The 18,494-nt window shown below is 69.1% G+C and carries 7 protein-coding genes; 4 read left to right on the top strand and 3 right to left on the bottom strand.

Annotation, left to right across the window (positions count from 1 at the left end):
• Nucleotides 1–20: 20 nt before the first annotated feature.
• A complete protein-coding gene (locus ACFU7Y_RS20400; protein WP_224280094.1) occupies nucleotides 21–794 on the bottom strand; it encodes a GntR family transcriptional regulator in 774 nt (257 codons plus the stop codon).
• A gap of 351 nt (nucleotides 795–1,145) precedes the next feature.
• Between ACFU7Y_RS20400 and ACFU7Y_RS20395 the strand changes: the two genes are divergently transcribed.
• The 3 genes from ACFU7Y_RS20395 to ACFU7Y_RS20385 all read left to right on the top strand — a co-directional run bounded on the left by ACFU7Y_RS20395 (nucleotide 1,146) and on the right by ACFU7Y_RS20385 (nucleotide 6,073).
• Nucleotides 1,146–1,955: an exodeoxyribonuclease III gene (locus tag ACFU7Y_RS20395; protein WP_380769141.1), complete on the top strand. Its 810-nt coding sequence runs from the start codon at nucleotides 1,146–1,148 to the stop codon at nucleotides 1,953–1,955.
• 621 nt (nucleotides 1,956–2,576) lie between these two features.
• The gene (locus ACFU7Y_RS20390) at nucleotides 2,577–4,424 is read left to right on the top strand and encodes a hypothetical protein (RefSeq protein ID WP_380769139.1); all 1,848 of its coding nucleotides are present in this window, start codon (nucleotides 2,577–2,579) and stop codon (nucleotides 4,422–4,424) included.
• Entirely contained in the window at nucleotides 4,424–6,073 is a 1,650-nt protein-coding gene (locus tag ACFU7Y_RS20385; protein ID WP_380769137.1) for a UvrD-helicase domain-containing protein, read from the top strand. Before ACFU7Y_RS20390 ends, ACFU7Y_RS20385 begins: the two co-directional genes overlap by 1 nt.
• Nucleotides 6,074–6,678: 605 nt before the next feature.
• Here ACFU7Y_RS20385 and ACFU7Y_RS20380 read toward each other — a convergent pair.
• Nucleotides 6,679–10,881, bottom strand: a complete 4,203-nt coding sequence (locus tag ACFU7Y_RS20380) for a caspase family protein (RefSeq protein WP_380769136.1) — start codon at nucleotides 10,879–10,881, stop codon at nucleotides 6,679–6,681.
• Nucleotides 10,878–11,723, bottom strand: coding sequence for a hypothetical protein (locus tag ACFU7Y_RS20375; protein WP_380631242.1), 846 nt, complete (start codon nucleotides 11,721–11,723; stop codon nucleotides 10,878–10,880). The genes ACFU7Y_RS20380 and ACFU7Y_RS20375 overlap by 4 nt, the downstream gene beginning before the upstream one ends.
• A gap of 323 nt (nucleotides 11,724–12,046) precedes the next feature.
• Here ACFU7Y_RS20375 and ACFU7Y_RS20370 point away from each other — a divergent pair, with 323 nt between their 5' ends.
• Nucleotides 12,047–18,388 carry an AAA family ATPase gene (locus ACFU7Y_RS20370; RefSeq protein ID WP_380769134.1) on the top strand — a complete coding sequence of 2,114 codons (6,342 nt, stop codon included), beginning with the start codon at nucleotides 12,047–12,049 and terminating at the stop codon, nucleotides 18,386–18,388.
• Nucleotides 18,389–18,494 lie beyond the last annotated feature (106 nt).

Below are 18,494 nucleotides of genomic sequence, written 5' to 3'. Positions count from 1 at the left end.
GAGGGTTTCCGGAAAGTGGTTCAGGAGGCGGTACGGACCTCGGCCGTCGCGCCGACCGGGGTGACCTCGACGAGTCCGGCCTCGCCGAAGGTCAGCTTGCAGGTGTCCGCCCGGTAGGTGGAGACCGCCAGCGCCACCAGTCGGCCGGCCGAGGCGTACTGGGTGGTCATGACCAGGACCGGCGCGCCGGGCGGGCGCTCCAGCAGGGCGGCCTGCTCGGCCTCGGCGACACCCAGCTCGACCGAGCGGGACTCACCGTCCACCTCCAGGCGCTCCAGCTGGCGCAGCACCGAACGGGCGCGGTCGCTCTCGGCACGGAAGCCCGGCAGGTGCGGCAGGGCGGCGGCCGGGACGTGCAACGACTCGCCGGCCACCGCCCGGCCCTCCACCAGGCGGACCCGGCGCACGGTGTGCACGGTGGCGCCCTCGGCGATGCCGAGGCTCTTCGCCAGCTGCGCGGAGGCGGGGGCGGTGGTGCAGTCGATCGTCCGCCAGGCCTGGCTGCGCGCGGCGCCGGGCCAGCCCTCCTCCTGCCGGCTGACCGGGACGCCGACCCGCGGGGCGGCGATCAGGGTGCCGATCCCCCGGCGGCGCACCAGACGGCCCTCCAGCTCCAGCTGGTCGAGCGCCTGCCGCAGCGTGGCCCGGGCGACGCCGAAGCGGGCCGAGAGCTCGCGCTCGTTGGGCAGCACCTGACCGGTGGAGAACTCCGAGTCGATGGCCCGCAGCAGCACCGTGCGCAGGTGCCAGTACTTCGGCTCCGGCACCGCAGAAAGCTGTCCTGTCGTCCCCACCGTGTCCTCCACCCTGATGTTGTCCGCCCTGCGACAAGGAGGGCGGATCCCGGGCCCACTGTCCGCTGATTGCGGCAGGTGGGAGAGCGGGCCTTTATCCGTCCTTCTTTATTAAAGGTCCTTGCAGTAAGTGACCCTAGGTGCTCCGTCCGGAGATGGTCAAGACCAATGGCGCCGCCCGATGGGGCCGCCACCCGTATTCATGCCGCGTTCACGACAGCTCCTGTCAGCCACTGTCACCATCCGGCGGAGACGGCCGGCGGGAACAGTCGATGGAGACGGCCGACGGAGACGGCCCGCCGCCGCGCGTCACGGTTCGGACCGGGAACAGCCAGTCGGTAGGCTGCCCGGGTGATCGTGGTGACGAGTGTGAACGTGAACGGAATCCGGGCAGCGGCCAAGAAGGGCTTCGTCGAGTGGCTGGCCGGTACCGAGGCGGACGTGGTCTGCCTCCAGGAGGTGCGCTCCGAACCCGAGCAACTGCCCGTCGAACTGCGCGACCTGGACGGCTGGCACGCGGTCTGGGCCCCCGCCGCCACCAAGGGCCGAGCCGGCGTCGCCGTCCTCTCCCGCGAGAAGCCGCAGCGCACGGTCATCGGATTCGGCTCTGAGGAATTCGACAATTCGGGCAGGTACGTCGAAATCGACCTGCCCGGCCTGACCATCGCCAGCCTCTACCTCCCCTCCGGCGAGGTCGGCACAGAGCGCCAGGACGAAAAGGAACGCTTCATGGCGGAATTCCTCGTCCACCTCACCGCCCTGCGCACCCGCGCCGCCGCCGACGGCCGCGAGGTCATCGTCTGCGGCGACTGGAACATCGCCCACCGCCCCGAGGACCTCAAGAACTGGAAGGCCAACCAGAAGTCCGCCGGTTTCCTCCCCGAGGAGCGCGCCTGGCTCTCCCGCGTCTACGACGAGGCCGGCTACGTCGACGTCGTCCGCGCCCTCCACCCCGACCGCACCGGCCCCTACTCCTGGTGGTCCTACCGCGGCCGCGCCTTCGACAACGACTCCGGCTGGAGGATCGACCTAATTATCGCTACTGGAATCCTCGCTAAGAAGTGCGTCGAGGCCTACGTCGAACGCGCCGCCACCCACGCCGAGCGGTGGTCCGACCACGCTCCCGTCACCGCAGTCTTCGACTTCGACCAACTCCATTAGTGCTAACGGAAGATGAAGCGCCCTGGTGAGGCCCCCTCAGTCACAGCCACATCCGACCGGGGCAGAACCAGGGCGCTCGCCTGCCCGCCACCACACCGAACACCACATGGCGGAGGTTCCACTGTTCGCAGCGGAGAGGCCGGACGCCGCTCGGAGAAACGACACGATTTGTAAAAAGTCGGCGGGTCGACCGCGATCGATCAAGGCCACCGACACCGGCCCCACCGTAGAGAAGGACCTGACCCGACCTGATCAGCACCCGCTTGCCGGGGCCGGGGCGTCGTGGACCAGGGCGCATCGGAGTCAGAGCTACTGCTTTAGGCCCTGTCCTGTCGATCATGCTGTGTTGGTGGGTACGGACGAGATGTCGATCACGAGGTAGCCCGCAGGAACTGCGTGCAGATGCCTCCGCGACCCTCGGCAGTGTAGAACGCGCGACCACCCAGGTTGACTTGGACTTGCGTGGTCCCATTCCGGCGGTATATGCCATAAGTGCGCCGGGAGCGGCGCGGGTTGGCTCATCCTTGCGATGGGTCGGTTGCTGGGGACGCCAAGCCCCCCTGTGGCGATTCCAGGGTATCTGTCCCTTCTGTTGGCTTTGGCCGTGCTAAGGATGTCAGCGTGCGAGTGACGCGGTTGCTCATCGAAGGGTTCAGGGGCTGGGAGCACCTCGATGTGCGTCCACGCGAGCATGTGCTGCTGGCGGCGGTTCCACGGGCCGGGCGGACAGACCTCCTGGCGGCGCTGGCGCGAGCACTGGACCCCAACTCCAGTCGCGGCGCGGCGCTTTCGGACTTGCATCAGAAGTGGGTCACTGATCCGGCGGCGGAGCCCGGCACGGACGCGGCGGAGCCCGAGACCGACGCGGCCGAGGACGTCCAGGAGGCTGCCCCTTCCCGCCGACTGGAGCGGGTGGCGGCGGCTCAGGTGGAGGTGACGCTCACCGATTTCGACGCGGACGTGCAGCAGCTCCTCGACGGGGTGCTTGAGCCACTGGAGCCGGACGGGCGCGCCAGCGCGGCCTCGGAGGCTCCCGCCGACGCCGCTCTGTGTGTGCGCCTGGCCTACCGCCTCACCTACGACGAGGCGGCGGAGTCCTTGGAATCGGTCGTCTACTTCCCGGCCCGCAGCAACCCGGAACTGGGCCAGTACCACCGTGTTCCTGCCTCCACGCGACGCGCGCTCCCGGTCGTGGTCCTGGATACGGGCCTGCCGTTGCAACTGCGCGCTGGCATGGGGTTGCGGCGGATCCTGGATGACCGCGACGCGAAGGCTGCGACCGCGGCGTTCGACATGCTGGCCCTGGCCGTCGAGGAGGCAGTGACCCAGCTGTCGGCGGACACCGCGATCACCGAGGCGGTCGACGCGGTCCTGGCCGTCGGAGGCGCCGGGACCCTCATCGGGGACACCCCGGTCACGGCGGAGCAGGTGGGCTTCCGAGCCGAGGACGGATCGGTGGCGGCCCTACTGCGGACCCTGCGCGCGGCGCTGCACCTCGACAACGGCGGGATGCTCGGGCTCGCCCAGCACGGCAGCACGGTCAGTGCCGTGTTGGCCATGGCGGAGGCGATGCTGCTGGCCACAGTGCCCGGCGCGGTGGTTCTGGCCGACGATTTCGGCGATCAGCTGGACGCCTCGGCGACCGAGCACCTGGCCTCGCTGCTGCGGAGCCGCTCCGGTCAGGTGTGGCTGTCCACGCGGCGCCCGGAGGCGGCGCGGGCGTTCGAACCCACGGAGGTGGTACGCCTGGTGCGGCACGGCGGTGTCCGCTCACACCACCAGTTCACCAAGATCACCGACCGCAAGGCGCTGAGCGCGATGCGGCAGTGGCACACACAGTTGCTGGCTGCGTTGACGGCGCCGGTGGTCGCGATCACCGAGGGGCCGCACGACGTGGCAGCGATCGGCATGGTGGACCGTCGCCGGCCTCCAGCCCAGCTTCCCCTGTCCGCCCATGGCGTCAGACTGGTCGCCGCCGGCACCGGCGGCGACGGCGGGACCAGCCAGATCCCTCGCATCGCCGACCTGGCACGGCAGCTGGGGTTCCGGGTCCTGGTCCTCATCGACCGCGACCGCGACAACCAGCAGACGACGGACGAACTCACCAAGATCCAAGCCTCGTGCGACGTGGTGCTCCGGCTCCCCCTGGGAGCGGCCATCGAACGTGCCCTGGTCGAGGGGCTTCCCCTGCCCGAGGTCGCCGCCGCCAGCGCAGCGCTCACCGAGTACGGCATCCCCGACCCCATGAGCGGCGCGACGGACGAGTGGGCTGTGTCTAACCTGTGCAAGGTGATCCACAAGCAGGGGCTCCACGAGCAGTTCCTCGAGGCTCTCTACAGCGACGGCAAGGCGCAGCATCCACCGTTGATCCTCAACGCGCTCGCCGAACTCGCCCGGGCGGCGGACCCCGCGTACGACGGCCCGCAGGTGATCGACCTGGCGCTTCCCAGCCAGCCGGCGGCCTCCTGATGACCTACGAGGCACGTAAGGACCAGCAGGACGTCATCGACAGCACGGCGCCGGTGGTACTGGTCACCGGCGGCGCGGGAACAGGCAAGACCGCCACCGCTGTGGCGGCCGCCCGCGCGCATCTGGAAGCGTCCGACCGGGACTTGGGACTCCTGCGCCAAAACGCTGCCCGCAGCGGGCAGCGCACCCAACTTCCGGCCGCTACCCGGGTGCTGTTCTTGTCGTTCTCCCGTACCGCGGTCGCGCAGATCATCGACCGCGCCGCAGGGGTGATCGGCCCGCTGCGCCCGCGAATGGAGGTCGCGACCTTCCACGGCTTCGCGTGGAGGATCATCAGCAGCTTCGGCGCCCACCACGGCTTCCCTCCCCCGCAGTACGTCCTCAGTGAGGCCAACCGGCTCGTGCCTGGCGCCCCGCCCGGACTCACCTACAACCAGCTGATGCCCGCAGCCGCCGAGCTGCTCACGCTGCCCAAGGTGAGCGAGCACTACGCCGGCCGGTACTCCCTGGCGATCTGCGACGAATTCCAGGACACCGACGCCACCGAGTGGGAGTTCGTACAGCAGATCGCCCCCGGGGCACGGCAGATCCTGCTGGGCGATGTCAACCAGAGCATCTTCCAGGGGAGCTTCAAGCCCGGCGTGGACCCCGCCGCACGGATCGCGGCGGCCATGGCCCATCCGGGTGCGGTGCGGATCGACCTCGAACCGGCCAGCTACCGCGACCCCTCCGGCGTCCTTCCCGCCGCGGCCGAGGCCGCGCGCACGCGCGACTTCAGCAACCCCGCCTTCGGCGTGGCTGCCTCCCATGGCCGCCTGGCCGTCACCCGGTACACGAGCGGCTCCGGGTACGAACAGGTCATCGATCTGACCCGGGCCGCACGCGAGAAGGGGCACACGGTCAGTGTCTTCACCCACACGAACGTCGCGACGACGGCCTTGTCGGATGCCCTCACAGAGGCCGGCCTGGCCCACGAGCAGGTCGGCTTCACCGAGGCGCATGCCGAGGCGCTGTCCGCGCAACTGGCGCTGCTGCAGTACGCGCTGGGCGATGACGACGCACCGGTCAGACGGGCCCTGGCTGTTTACGTCACCGCCTGCCTGCGCAGCAGGAACCTGTCGGAGCTGGCTCGTCAAATGCTCAACCGCTCTAACACGGTGCTGGAATCCGCGTTTTCCGACCTCGCGCGAGACCTGCGCTCCGCCGGGGGCGCCGAACCGGACATCGCGCGTCTGGCGGGAATCCTCACGGGGGCATACGCCCGTATCGGCACCTTCCGCGGACAAGAGTCGTGGCTACAGGCAGCGTCCGAGACCCGGCGCGCCCTGCTTCTTCTCGACGAAGGACTCGGAATCGACGCCGTAGCCGCCCGACTGCGGGAAGTCCACGACGAGACCCTCGTCGGCTCCACTCGGCCGCGCCCGCACCCCATCCAGGTGATGAACCTGCACCAGACCAAGGGACGCGAGGCCGACACCACCATCCTTCTACTCGGCGACGACGAGTACTACGGCCCCGAGGGCGAACCCTTTCCGAGCGGTTCCCGGTTGCTGTACGTCGTCATGACCCGCGCCCGCGAGCAAGCCCACCTCGTCGTTCCGGCCCAGACCCACCCTCTGTGGGCTCCGCTCATCGCCGCCTTGGAGTAGGCGACAGGGCAGCAAGCCCACCGCACGCCCACTCCACACTGGCCTGGATCGCGAACATGTTGGCGACGAGGAAGTCGCGTTTGACGGCGACGGCGTCGATGCCGTCGTCGAGGCGCCCTTCTCGGTGCTCGCCAGCGCACACCCGACCCCGGAACAGAAAGCCCCATGGGTGGACGCAGCGGTGTTGATCTTGACGCAAAGGAGACGCGGCGAATCTGCCACCAAGAAGCACAGGCAGCTGTCCCCAGAAGCACAGCTTCCCCCCGTTAACGCTGACAGGCCATCAGAATACCTCTGAGCTCGGCTTTTCTCGGATCGACGCCAGTGGCAGCCAGACTGTGCTTCCGGTGATAGTTTCACTGCGCCCCACATAAGCCAGGCAAGGCGCCATACCCACCCCGCATACCGCGATCACCACGTGCTGCCAGCATACCGCCCACCGTCTCGGCATGGGCCTTGGCGGTTAGCCCGCCCCCATCCGCATATCTCACACACCATCGGATACAGCCACCGCTTCAGGTTCATCAGGCACTTCGCCCGGATTCACCTTGACGAGCCGAGGTCAGTAACGCCTCTGGCAGGGTTGTACCTCAGCAACCGAGGGGTCACAGCAGGCGCAGCGACATCACCCCACTGCGGGTGCGCACCAGGACGTGGTGCTCGTCACTGATGAGCAGACCCGTGATCCACGAGCCGATGTGAACGGTCAGACGGCAGTCGGACGAGGCACTGTCGAAGACTCGCAGCCTCCGGTCGGTGTCCGCTGTCACCATCACCAAGCGGTCGTCGACCTCAATGGCAGCCAGATGGCGCGTACTCAGGCTCGGATTCGACCACCGGTGAAGTTCATCCCCCTTGAGGGCGTCGAGGACGACCAGGGGCCCCTCCGGCTCGGCGAAGCACAACACGGGACTGCCGCGCCACCAGGTCAGCAAGCTGAGCTCCGACACCCGAGCCGCTGGGTGTGAGTGGATGGTAGGAGTTCGGGTGCCGTCGTACTGAATCACCGATCCCCCAGCGGCGAGCAGGATGCCCAACTCCCGCTTGGCCAGAATGGAGAAGGAAGCCGATACCGAGAAGTGGCCATCTCCGTCGAATACCCTGCAGACCAACTTGGGCCTGCTGTCCCAGAGTTCAAAGCGGTTAAGGAAACAGCACACGAGAAATTCCTGGCCGTTCCAGGGAATCAGTTCAGCGCCCAGGGCAAACCTGCCGAGGTCGCCAGTAAGGGTGACGGCTTCGTCCGTCGCAGCGTTGTACCGCACCAACTTTCGTCTGCCACGCGGCATCGGTGGACCGACCAGCACAGGGGGCAGTTCTGGGTGTGTGGCAAGCCGGCCGCCGATCAGGCGCACCGATAACCCGGTGCCCTGCGCTCCTGTTGCCGGATCCAGGAGCCGCAGGCCGGTCCGTGTACCGAGCAGAACATGCTGCCGCCCGTCGATCCTGGTCAGTGCGAACGGAACAGCTTCGGGGTCGGAGACCGGGCTGCGTTGCCGGTACCGGTCCTCCACGACAGCAGTCGGCTCCCACACCTGGATGAACGTGGCCAGGTCGTCGACGGTGACCACGGCGGGACGAGTGGTTGACTCCAGAGGTAGGACTTGGCGGTACGCCGACTGATCGACATCGACCAGCACCCGAGGGTGACCGGCAGCGTCGACGCTGCGCAGTCGGCAGTCGTTCCGGTTGTACCAGTAGTGCGGTCCATCGTCCCGGAACGCCATCGCAGCGCCTCGTACTCTCGCATGCACCCGCATCGTCCGGATCCGCCCCCGCTGCGAGACGACGGTTCCACCGCGGTTAGACGCCAGATGCGACAGGACCACGTGCACGGTCCCGTTGTGCACGCGCAGTTCCTGAATCTCGTGCTCGCGATGACTGAGCCGGTCCGTCCGGCGGGTTCTCCCGGTGACCAGGTCTACGGACCACACCTCCAACTCGGCGTGCTGGGTGTGATTGCGCCCCCAGCCGACTGCTGCGATAGCGACGGTCAGTTCGCTGCCCTGACAGGCCACTGCCACCCGCCGGAGGTGCGGGGCGCGACGGCTCGGGAAGGTCGGGTCGATCGTGCAGATGGCCCGGCCGACAGCCAGATCGACCACCTCGATCCGATCAGGCTCGAGCAGGACACCTATCGGACCATCTGGGCCGGCGGACATGGCGATCTCGACCGCCCCGGTCCGCAGAGCAGGGCCGAGGGGCCTACCGGTATCCAGGTCCCAGCCCTGTGCCTGGCCCTCCCCCAAGGTCATGACCAGCGGGCCATCGCTGTCGTGCGGAACCGTGAGTCGCACGAACCAGCCAGGAATCGGTGCCCGCACGGCCACGCCGGAGGCAAAGTCCCACACTTGCACGCCCTGCACCAGGCCAGCGGTCACAATCACCGTCTGCCCATCGAGGACCCGCTCGGCGGCACCCGTCACGGAGTGAGGCGACCAACCGATGGTCCGGTGCGGCCGACTGGGCAGCGCCCACCGAGTGCCCCAGCGGCGGCTGGGCACCCGCGCTCGGACGGCAGCCGCGAGCGACCGTGCATCGTGTTGGACGGCGGCCAGTTCCAGGAGCGCTGCTCGCTCTGATAGTTCGTGGGTACCGAGCAGCATCGCCGCACTGGCCTGATAGACCCGCCGCGCAGCCAGTGCCGATGGCGAGCGCACCGAGTCCAGGGCTGGCAACAGAGCTGCATGATCAGCTGCTAGCAGGAACAGCGGGTCCGTGGCCAGCTCGTCCAGCAGCCCGGCAGCTGCCGCGTGAGTGGCCAGATGAGCGCGGATGTACGGGTCAGCCGCCATCCAGTCCGGGCCGCTGCCGTCAAGCGCGGGTGGGACCAGCGCCACGAGCGCGCGGCTCAGCTGGGCCTGGGCATCCTGTGAGGCAGCGGCCCGCAGTTCGTCGGCGAAGGCCTCGTGGTACAGCCGGTAGACCGAGCGGCCGAGTGGATCGAGGGCTTCGGTCAGATAAGAGCCAGCCGCTGCCACCAGCTCCGCGATCTCCTCACCCCTGACCGATCTGCCCAGGACGGACGAGGCCAGAGCCGGCCAGACGGTCCCCCACGGCAGACCCCGGCCCTGGGCGAAGGCGATCGGGGTCAGCATTGCGCGGGCGGTGCGCTCGTCCGGGCCAAGCTGCTCGCGAAGCGCCCAGCTGATGACCGCACCGAGGCCGCCGCTCGGCAGCTCGACCGGCGGCGCGCTGGGCGGGCGGTGGGCCAGGGTCCGGGCCATCAGCCGGACGGCCAGGTAGTTGCCCTCGGCCTGGGTGGCGACCTGAGCGGCCAGTGACGGGTTGAGCGGTCGACCGTGGCTGCCAGGACCATCCGGTGCGGTGAGCAGCAGTCCTGCGTATGCGGCCAGGTCTTCCTGGGTCGACCACCGCGGGTCGTCCAAGTCCAGGACCCAGAACTCGGGGCCGGCCAAGTCGACCAGGTGTGGGCGAGTACCTACCAGTAGTCGTACGGATGGCATTGCGGCCAGCGGACGTAGCAGAGAGAACAGCAGCGGCCGCACCTCTGACGGGACAGCCTCGTCCAGGCCGTCGATCACGAGGTCGAGCGGCTCTCCCGACACTGCAATGGCGGACAGCACGTCTTGCAGCGTGCGCGGCGCAGGCAGGACAAGGTGGTCACCGAGCAGGTCGACCAGGTCGGCCAGCGTGAGATTCCGGGCCTGGAAACTGACGGTGATCGCGCCGTCCCGGGCCAGGCGGGAAAGCAATGCCGATTTGCCGACGCCAGGGGAACCAGTGACCAACACGCCGTATTCGGGGTGCGACAGGCGTCCACGGCGAGCCAGCCATTCGCCGAGCACAGTGAGAGCTGCTGTGCGGCCGGTGAAGTAGTCGTGGCGTCGCGGCGATTCGAAGCGGTACCGGTTAGCCGGGGAGGGTCGTTCAACGAGCACACTCGCAGGTGACTCCAGCTCCGGCACACGCGCCCCTGCTGCTGACAGCTCCGACAGCTCATTCGCCAGCAGGCGCTCCAATTCGAGCACCCGCTGTGCCCACTCCGACTCTCGCCGAACTGTCTGGCTTGCCCATGCCCGCTGCTCGGCCAAGTCCACTTCGGGCGGCAGGTCCGGCACGTGCCGAGGATTGGGCATGAAGGCGAATGTGCCGTCCCCGGACATGTAGTACTCCGCGCGCTGCAGTGCGCCACGCGCCAAGAGCTCGCTGTTGACCCGCCTCACCACCTCTTCCAGTGCGAGCCTGGCCTGTCGTGGGCCGCCCAGGCCCGGGTCGGCCACCGCAGCCGTCAGTGCCTGGGCGAACAGCCCGTCTTCGGCCTGTTCCCGCGGGCGGGCGGCAGCGATTACCGCGAACCCGTCCAACGCCTCGGGGCCGCCGGCTGCCAGTCGGAGCGTCAGGTCGCGGGTCAGTGCCTTGACTCCCTGTGTCGCACCGAGCCCCGCGTAGCAGGTGTCGATCACCACCAGCAGGTGGCGTACGCCGCTGCGCCCGAAGAGAGTGACCAGATCCTCAGTCTCAAGTGCGAGGTCCGGATCGCCGAACTCACTGTCATGGCAGAGCAGATAGTGGTGGCCGTCGTCGCTGCGCTCGCCGTGGCCACTGTAGTAGACCACCAGTGCGTCCCCGCTGCGCGATTCCGCACGCTTCCAGCGGATCAGGCGTTCGAGCAGCTCATTCCGGTCGAGGTCGAGCAGGCGCAGTGCCGACCCGTACTGCATGCTGGCGAACACCTCGGTGACCTGGTCGAGGTCGCCCGGGACATGCGGCAGTTGTTCGATCTCTTCGTCACGGTAGCGGGCGGTGCCGGCAGTGATGACGAACCGGCGGGCCACCTCGGTCACCCGTGCAGTCCCGCCGCGATGGCCGCACCGGTCTCCACGGCAGTCAGGTGGTGCTCGACCGCGTGGGCCTGCCAGCCGTTGTCCACCAAAAGGTCGGTGACCTGGCTGCTGCCGACAAGTGGCGCGAGTGCCTTCACCAGTGCGACCACGTCATAGCGGTCACAGATGTTGGTCCAACTCTCGGCGCTCCCCGGCCATGTGATCAGGCCGTCCACTGGCGCCGGCAGCAGCCGCTCGCGCACCAGGTGCGGGATGCCCAGAGGCGACCCCAACGTCACCAACGTTCGCACGTTCCACTCGGGATGGGCGCACAACGCCTCATAGGCCACCACCGACCCAAGGGAATGGCCGACGAGCACCCGGGTGTCTGGAGTGACGGCGGCGGCGATCTCCGCCTGGACCCGCCCACGCAAGGCGGGATCGTTCAGGTAGCGAGTCACCTGGCGCAGCACACCGAGCATGAACTGCTCCCCGACGCCGGCCAGGAACCGGGACTGGCACACGGCGTGCAAGGCGTGTTGGACGGTCAGCGGAGTGCGTGCCTTCAATCCGGCCCGTCCGTTGGCGGCCGGCACCCGGTCCGGTTCCTCGTTGGCGGCCGACTGCCACAGTGCGGCTAGCAGCGCCTGTTCGTCCTCGGTCAACGCATCAGGGTCGTGCCAGGTCTCGCCCTTGCCGTTTGAGGGTCGGAAGACATGGCCGTAGAAGGCCACCGCCACGTCCTCGGCGGCCAGCGACGGGCCTCCCGCAAGACGCACCCCGTCGGCTGCAGCTGCCGCAATCCCGCCGTGCATCGTCCTCGGCCCCAGATACTGCTTGGCGATCCCGTGTACGAAGACCACGGCTGCCAACGTCCCACCCCCACGGTTGAACTGATATCTACGCCAGGCTACTGCGCTCCTCGGCCAGGCCATGGACGCCGGTCGGCTGGCAGTGTTCTACACCGACGTCACGCTCGACCCCGAGCTATGGGACTTCGACGGCACCCACCTGATCATCGTCGGCGCCCCGGTGTGGGTGCGCATGGCCAGTCCACGTGCAGGACACCATGATCGTGTTACGAGCTCTCAGCGATAGCAAAGCCGGTGGACCTGATCGGGGCCTTCGTCGCGGTTTGGTCACTTCAGCGCCAGCAGGGTGGTCGACGGTGGAGAATGCTGCCGACATGAGTGATCTGACTGCCGCGCACCGCGGGTACGAGTACCAGGACTTGATGGAGGCAGGCCGCGTCGTCGACCTGCTGCTCGGCGGGATCGCCAGGGTCCATGTCGATGAGAAGCTGGTGGCGGACGATCGCTTCGACGACCTCACGGTGATCAACGCGGACAGATCCCGTGAGCGGACGCAGTTCAAGCACTCGGACGAGGAAGGCCCCCTCGGCTACGCCACGTTCACGACCGACAATCGCGGGCTGATGCTGGACCGCCTCGTGGCGGCTGCCGTCGCCGACCGGGACGGCCCCGGGGCGGGCGCCACCGCGCACCGGTTGCGCATCGTGATGCGCGACGCACCTCCGGACGATGCTGTACTGAACGCGGTGATGGTGCCAGCCCGCTCCTCTGACGTGCCATTCCTGGCGGGGATGAACACCACACTGCTGCGGTTCGACGCGGAAGCCCTCTGGCGAGGGTTCGACCTGCCCGCGCGGGGCCGACGCAAAGCGGGCAACGTCTTCGGGTTCCTGACCGGCGGTGACACGGCTGTGTCCAAGCAGGACCTGGAATGGCTGTGCGAGCACCTGGTGGTGGAAGTCGGCGCGCCGGCCATGACGACGGACCTCCTGCAGCCAGGGCCGGCCGAACAGCTTCTCCTCCAACGGGTGCGCGGCGAGCTCGGCGCGGGGATCTACCCCAACGAGGGACGCTCACCGGTGGATGTCGCCGAGGCGCTGATCCGAACGGTCCGCTCCGCACGGCAGCGCGGAAGCGAGATGACACCCCGCGAGCTAATGCGCCAGGCCCAACTGCGCAGCGACCTCGGCGCCGTCGTGCGCGCGAACCCTGTCGACCGCGCTCTGGAAGTGGCCAGGCCCGCCACGGTCGGCGTCCTGGCGGAAGCGGCCGGGACAGCGGCAGCCGACGGGGGAGTCCTGCTGGTCACGGGCCCTCCGGGACAGGGCAAGTCCTGGGCGTGCCAGCAGCTGGTCGACCAACTCACCGGTGACGGATGGCTGGTCGCCGAGCACTACTGCTACCTCGGCGACGCCGACGGCGACCAGCTGACCCGGGTGGTCACCGAAACGGTCTTCGGCAGCCTGCTGGGCCGGCTGGCCGAGTCGGACCCCGACCTCGTCCAGGAGCAGCGCCCTCGTTTCGCCGCCGATGCGCAAGCACTGACGACGGCGGTGGACACCGCTCTGCGCAAGGACCCCACCCGGCGCGTGGCGCTCGTCGTGGACGGACTGGACCACGTCACCCGCGTACAAGGAGGAAGGACCAGGAGAGCCGATCCGTCCCTGGCTCTCGCCGCGGTCCTCGGCTCGCTGCCCCTTCCGCCCGGCAGCGTCCTCATCGTCCTCAGCCAACCCGGAAACCACCTCGTCCCCCTCCAGGACACGGGGGCGGCTTCCGTCTCCGTGCCGCCACTGACCGCGCACGAGTGCCGCGCCGTCGCCCAGCGACTCAAACTCGTCCCGGCGGCGGACGACGAGCGCACCGAAGCGCTCCTGACCGACGACCGCGACGTGACCGACTTCCTGGACGCGCTGCAGGAACGCTCGGGCGGAAACGCCCTGTACGCGACGTACCTCTGCCGCGAGGTCGCCCTCCGGCCGGAGACGATAACGAAAGCCGCGGCAGTGGTGCGGGCGCTCCCTGCCTACCAGGGATCGTTGGAGGGCTACTACAACCACCTCTACGACACCCTCGGCGCGGAAGCCGACGTCGTCGCGGACATTATCGCCCTGCTCGGCGTGTCCGTCACCCGCGAGGAGCTCGGGCAGATCATCCCGGACCGGGCGCACAGGATCGACGACGCGCTGAAAGTGCTGGCCCCGGTACTCTCCGGGACGGCCGGACCCGGCGAAATCCGCGTCTACCACGAGTCATTCGCCCGCTACCTGCGCCTGGGCTACGACAACGACCCTGGGGCCCTGGAATCGACGCTGGCGCTGATCGCCACCTGGCTGACCGGGAAGGGACTGTTCGACGACCCGCGGGCCTTCCGCCGTCTCCTGCAGATCCTCGCCGAAGCGGGACGCGATGCGGAGGTACTCGACCACATCGGGCGGGACTTCGTCGCCCGTGCTGTCGCCACCGCCCACCCGGCCTCGGCGATCAGGGACAACCTGGCCACCGGCGTGCGCTGTGCCGCCAGGACAGCGAATTGGCCCCTCGTCGTGCGCTGTGTCGAACTGGCGAGGGCCGCGCAGACGTTCGAGTTCGAGCGCTTCGACTCGGACCTGGTGGAATTCGCCGACGTGCCGATCGCCTTGATGGGGGCTCAGACGCTGGCGGATCGGCTCCTGCACGACGGGCGGACCGTCATGCCCGCCCGAGCGGGTCTGCAGATGTGCGCCGTCCTCGACGAGGCAGGTGCCGTGGCACCGTGGCACGCGTACATGATGACGCACGACCACGAGGCGGAATCGGACAACACCTCCTACGGGGCGGAGTCCGACCGGGCCGTCGAACTGGCATACCTGCGTGGCCGGTTGCGCCTGTCGGCGACCGATCAGGGGACAGGGGAGGAGCCGCAGGAGGACGGGCCCGGCCGGCCGGTGTCGCTGGACCGCATCGCTGAGTGGTTCGACGAACGGGGTGACCAGGCAGCGGCAGACGCCGTCGTTAAGACGCTCCTCGACACCGTCGGCATGGAGGCCGTCACCGACCTGGTGCCGCGCCTTGAGACGGGCGGCCCGGTATGCCTCGCGCTCGCCGAGCAGATCGCCGCAGGCGCGGTGCCCGAGGCGGCGGGCAGCGCCGCGGACTGGGCGCAGAAGGCCGCCGACCTGGGATATGTGATGGGAACGGCGCAACGGCTGCTCGCGCTGGGGGTCGTCGCCGCCGATCTTGCCGCAGGCCTTGCGGCAGACGAGACTTCGACGGCCCGCGACGCCTTGTTTTCCTTGACATACAACGTACAGAACGAACAGGTCCGGTGGGGTCCCGTGGCCGTGGCCAGGTGGCTCGACGCGCTGGCGGTCACGGCACGGACCGACCCCATCGCCCTGGACGCGGCACCTTCTCTCGTCCAGGGGCCCGGCTGGTACCCCTGCTGGCTGCGGTTCGCGATCGCCCTCGCCCGCGCCGAAGCCGCCGAAACACCCACCCGGTCCGGCCTGGTCATCGAAGCCCTCGGGCTCCTGACCGCAGACCTCGGCCGCTTCACCGGCAAACCCCGCGCCTGCGACCTCTACCCGATCCATCCGCTCATTGAAGAGTCGGTACGCCGAGCGGCTGCCCTCGTGTCCGACCAGGACTGGCCACAAGCGTGGAAGACCCTCATCCACGTCAGCCGGGAAATCAGCGTCAGCGTGCGCGGCGAGATGGGCGGACCGCTGCCGGCCGACACTCTCCTGACGATTGCCGTCGAGCACACCACGCCCGCACGGCGGGCAGGCGTTGACGAAGCCGTCCGCAACGAGTTCCTGCAGCAGGCCGGCGGACGCTTCTACAGCGACCTCGCCCGCTACCGTCTCATCCACGCGCGTCTCGCCCTCATCGCCGACGACCTCGTCGAGGCGGAGGAACTCTGGCTGGCGGCCTGCCGCTTCCTGGTGGCCTACGGCTGGCACAAGGACAACACCGTCTACGAGGTCCTGGATCCGCTGCCCGCCCTGGTCGCTGCGGATCCGGCCCGGGGGCGGGCGCGGGTGGCGCGCATCCAGCCGCTGTGCGAACGCCTTGTCCTTCACACGGACGGCAAGGAGACCAACACCGCCCGTCCGCGGTGGTGGAGCGTCCTGGCCGGGGCAGACCCCGCGGCCCTTGCCGATCTCGCAGCCGCCGGCCTGCTCAGTGACTGCAACGGCCCGAATACCCTCCTCCACGGCGCCCGAGAAGACCTCTGGCGCGCGTGGAGCGACACTGCCGACCCGGTCGCGGCAACCGCGCTCCGCATCACCTTGGACAGCCCGCTCCTCCAAGCCGACGCCGCACTTCTGGACCGGCTCGCCCGGACAATCGGCCCCTCCACGCCCGACGACGTTCCACAACTGCTGCGCCTCGCACTGAGCAGGGCCGACGAGCGGCAAGCGAACCGCGACTCCTCCACCGACGAGACCAGGCCGACCGACGCGCAGCTTGTCGCGGAACTCAACGCCGTCGCCGAACGCATCGGCGCCCCGCAGCTCACCCCCCTGCCCGAACCACTGGTCACCGACGAGTCCCAGAGCCTCCGCAGCACACCAATCCCCGCGCAGCCGGCCGCTCCGCCGCCGACCTCACCTGCCGCCTTGTCGCCCGCGCCCTCCGAGCCGGTCGGCCTGATCCGGGTACTGCGCGCATGGCACCTGAGCCCGTACGAGGCCGGCGCACCACAGCACACGCTCGAACAGATGACAGACCTCGTCGGCGACGGCCTGCTCGACCTGATCACCCGAGGACAGACTGACGAGGCCGCACAAGTCCTGCGCGCCATCGCGGGCCCCTTCGATTTCCGGGACGGCCCGCTCCTGCTGCGCCAACTCGCGGACAAGCTCCACCAGAACGGCCACGACACTCTCGCCGCCGAAGCCTACGCACTGACCTGGGTACGCACCCGCGGACAAGGCGGATGGCTGAACTTCGGAGGCGAGACAGCTCTCGACGCCCTTCGCACGGCCTCTCAACTCGACCCCGCCCTCACCCACCGCGTCATCACCGAAGAGGTCGAAGCAGTGGTGGGCGCTGGCCGGTACGGGACCCACGGCATCACCCAGGCACTGGTCTTCGCCTTCGCCCACCAAGCCCTCGGCCTGCCCCCAAACGGCTCTCTCGACCTGGCCTTCGCCCTTTGGGACGAAGCCGCAACGATCATCGAGAACAGAGCACCCCGCGTCCACGACAGCGACGACCCCCAGCACCCCTACCGCGCCCCTGACAACGACAACGGCACCCCCGCACCCGGCGATCTCGATCGCGCCTTCGCGACCGCGGCACTGGCCGCAGTTGCACACGCGGACCGGGAAGGCAAACGCCGCGCGATGGTTGCGACGCGGTCCCTGATCACGCTGCGCCCCGAAGCCACGGCACCCGCCATGGCCCTCGCACTGGAGCAACTCTCCGATCCGGCGACCCTGATGTGGCTGCTGTGCCTCCTCCATGAGCAGGGCGCCGCAGCCCAACTCGTCGTGGACCACTGCCAGCACGCACTCGAAGCACTGGCCCGCGGACCGCTGCTCACCGTCCGCGCCCTCGCCCGCCGGCTGCTCACCGATGCGGCCGACGTGCCCTTGGGACCCTCGGATCCGGCAGCGCTTACCCCGCTGAGCAGCCTGTGGACCTCCGCTGCGCAGGAAGACAGCCAGAAAGACCACTTCGTGAAGGGGATGGTCGCAGAAGTGGCCCGCGCGCGGCTGAACGAAGCCGAGCAACTGCAGTCCGGGCTGATCCGAGCGGTCCTCGCCAAGGTCCGCCGCGAGCTCGACACCGAGCGCACCATCGAGAGGAACAAGGCCCTGCACCGCGCCAACCGCAGTGCCGACGAGGACGAGCTGCCCGACGCCTACCTCGCCCTCGAAGAGACCATCGAAGAGACGATCCAGACGGTGGCGGCGGGCAGCCGCGCGCACAGACTCTCGCAAGGCCTGGGGACGAGCGACCCGGCCGTCTGGGAGGACCAGCTGGCCGCCGTACTCACAGACCACCCTCGCATCCCGCTGGCCTTCGAAGTAGCACGCTGGCCGCGCCCCGACCTCCGGCTGCCACCCGGCCCCGACGACCCGTCCGACCCGGACACCCCGACGGTTGCAACAACCACCGAGACCACTTCCACACGGCCCCTGGCGCAAGCCGCCGTCCTCACCGGACAGACCCTCCCGGGCTGGCGCATCCTCGCTTCCGTGGAGGAACGCAAGTTCCTGTCACCGGACACTCGCACAACCGGCCTGACCGTCGTGACCTGCTCAGGCCCGGAAGTGACCGACACCGGGAATCAGCAGAGCAGCACCTTCCCCTTCGCGAAGGGAGACCTCGAGGAGTGGTCCCGACGGCCGGGGCAGCACCCCGCCGCTGACACCCCGACGGCCACAGCGCTCCTCGGCCTCGACCGCGCCATGACCGCCGCCGCAGACGCCGCCCAAGGCCTGGGGCTGCCCGGCTTCGCACTGACACCCACCCCGTGGCTGCGGGCCGCACTGTGCCTGACATCCGGAGGCCCGCTGACACTGGACGACGACCATGGTCCGGCCCTGCGGCTCATCTGCTGGCGCGCCGAGTACGAGCGGAGCGCCTACCGCTTGCCGTGGCCACGGACGACCGGCTGCGCAGTCGTGATCCGCCCCGACCTGCTGGACGTCCTGTCCGAACGGGCCTCCGCGCCGATCGTCATCCGAGACACCGTCATACGGCTGGAAGCGGAGCAATGAGGACCCCATGGTCGGAAGGAACGGCACCCGGTACCAGGTAACGAGGCCGACCCTTCGATGCCGGGGCCGCGCACACGTCCATCCTGGCCGCCGGCCGCGCCAGGGG

The organism is Kitasatospora sp. NPDC057542, from assembly GCF_042801945.1.
GTDB lineage: Bacteria > Actinomycetota > Actinomycetes > Streptomycetales > Streptomycetaceae > Kitasatospora.
This window is presented reverse-complemented; position numbering and strand designations above follow the sequence as displayed.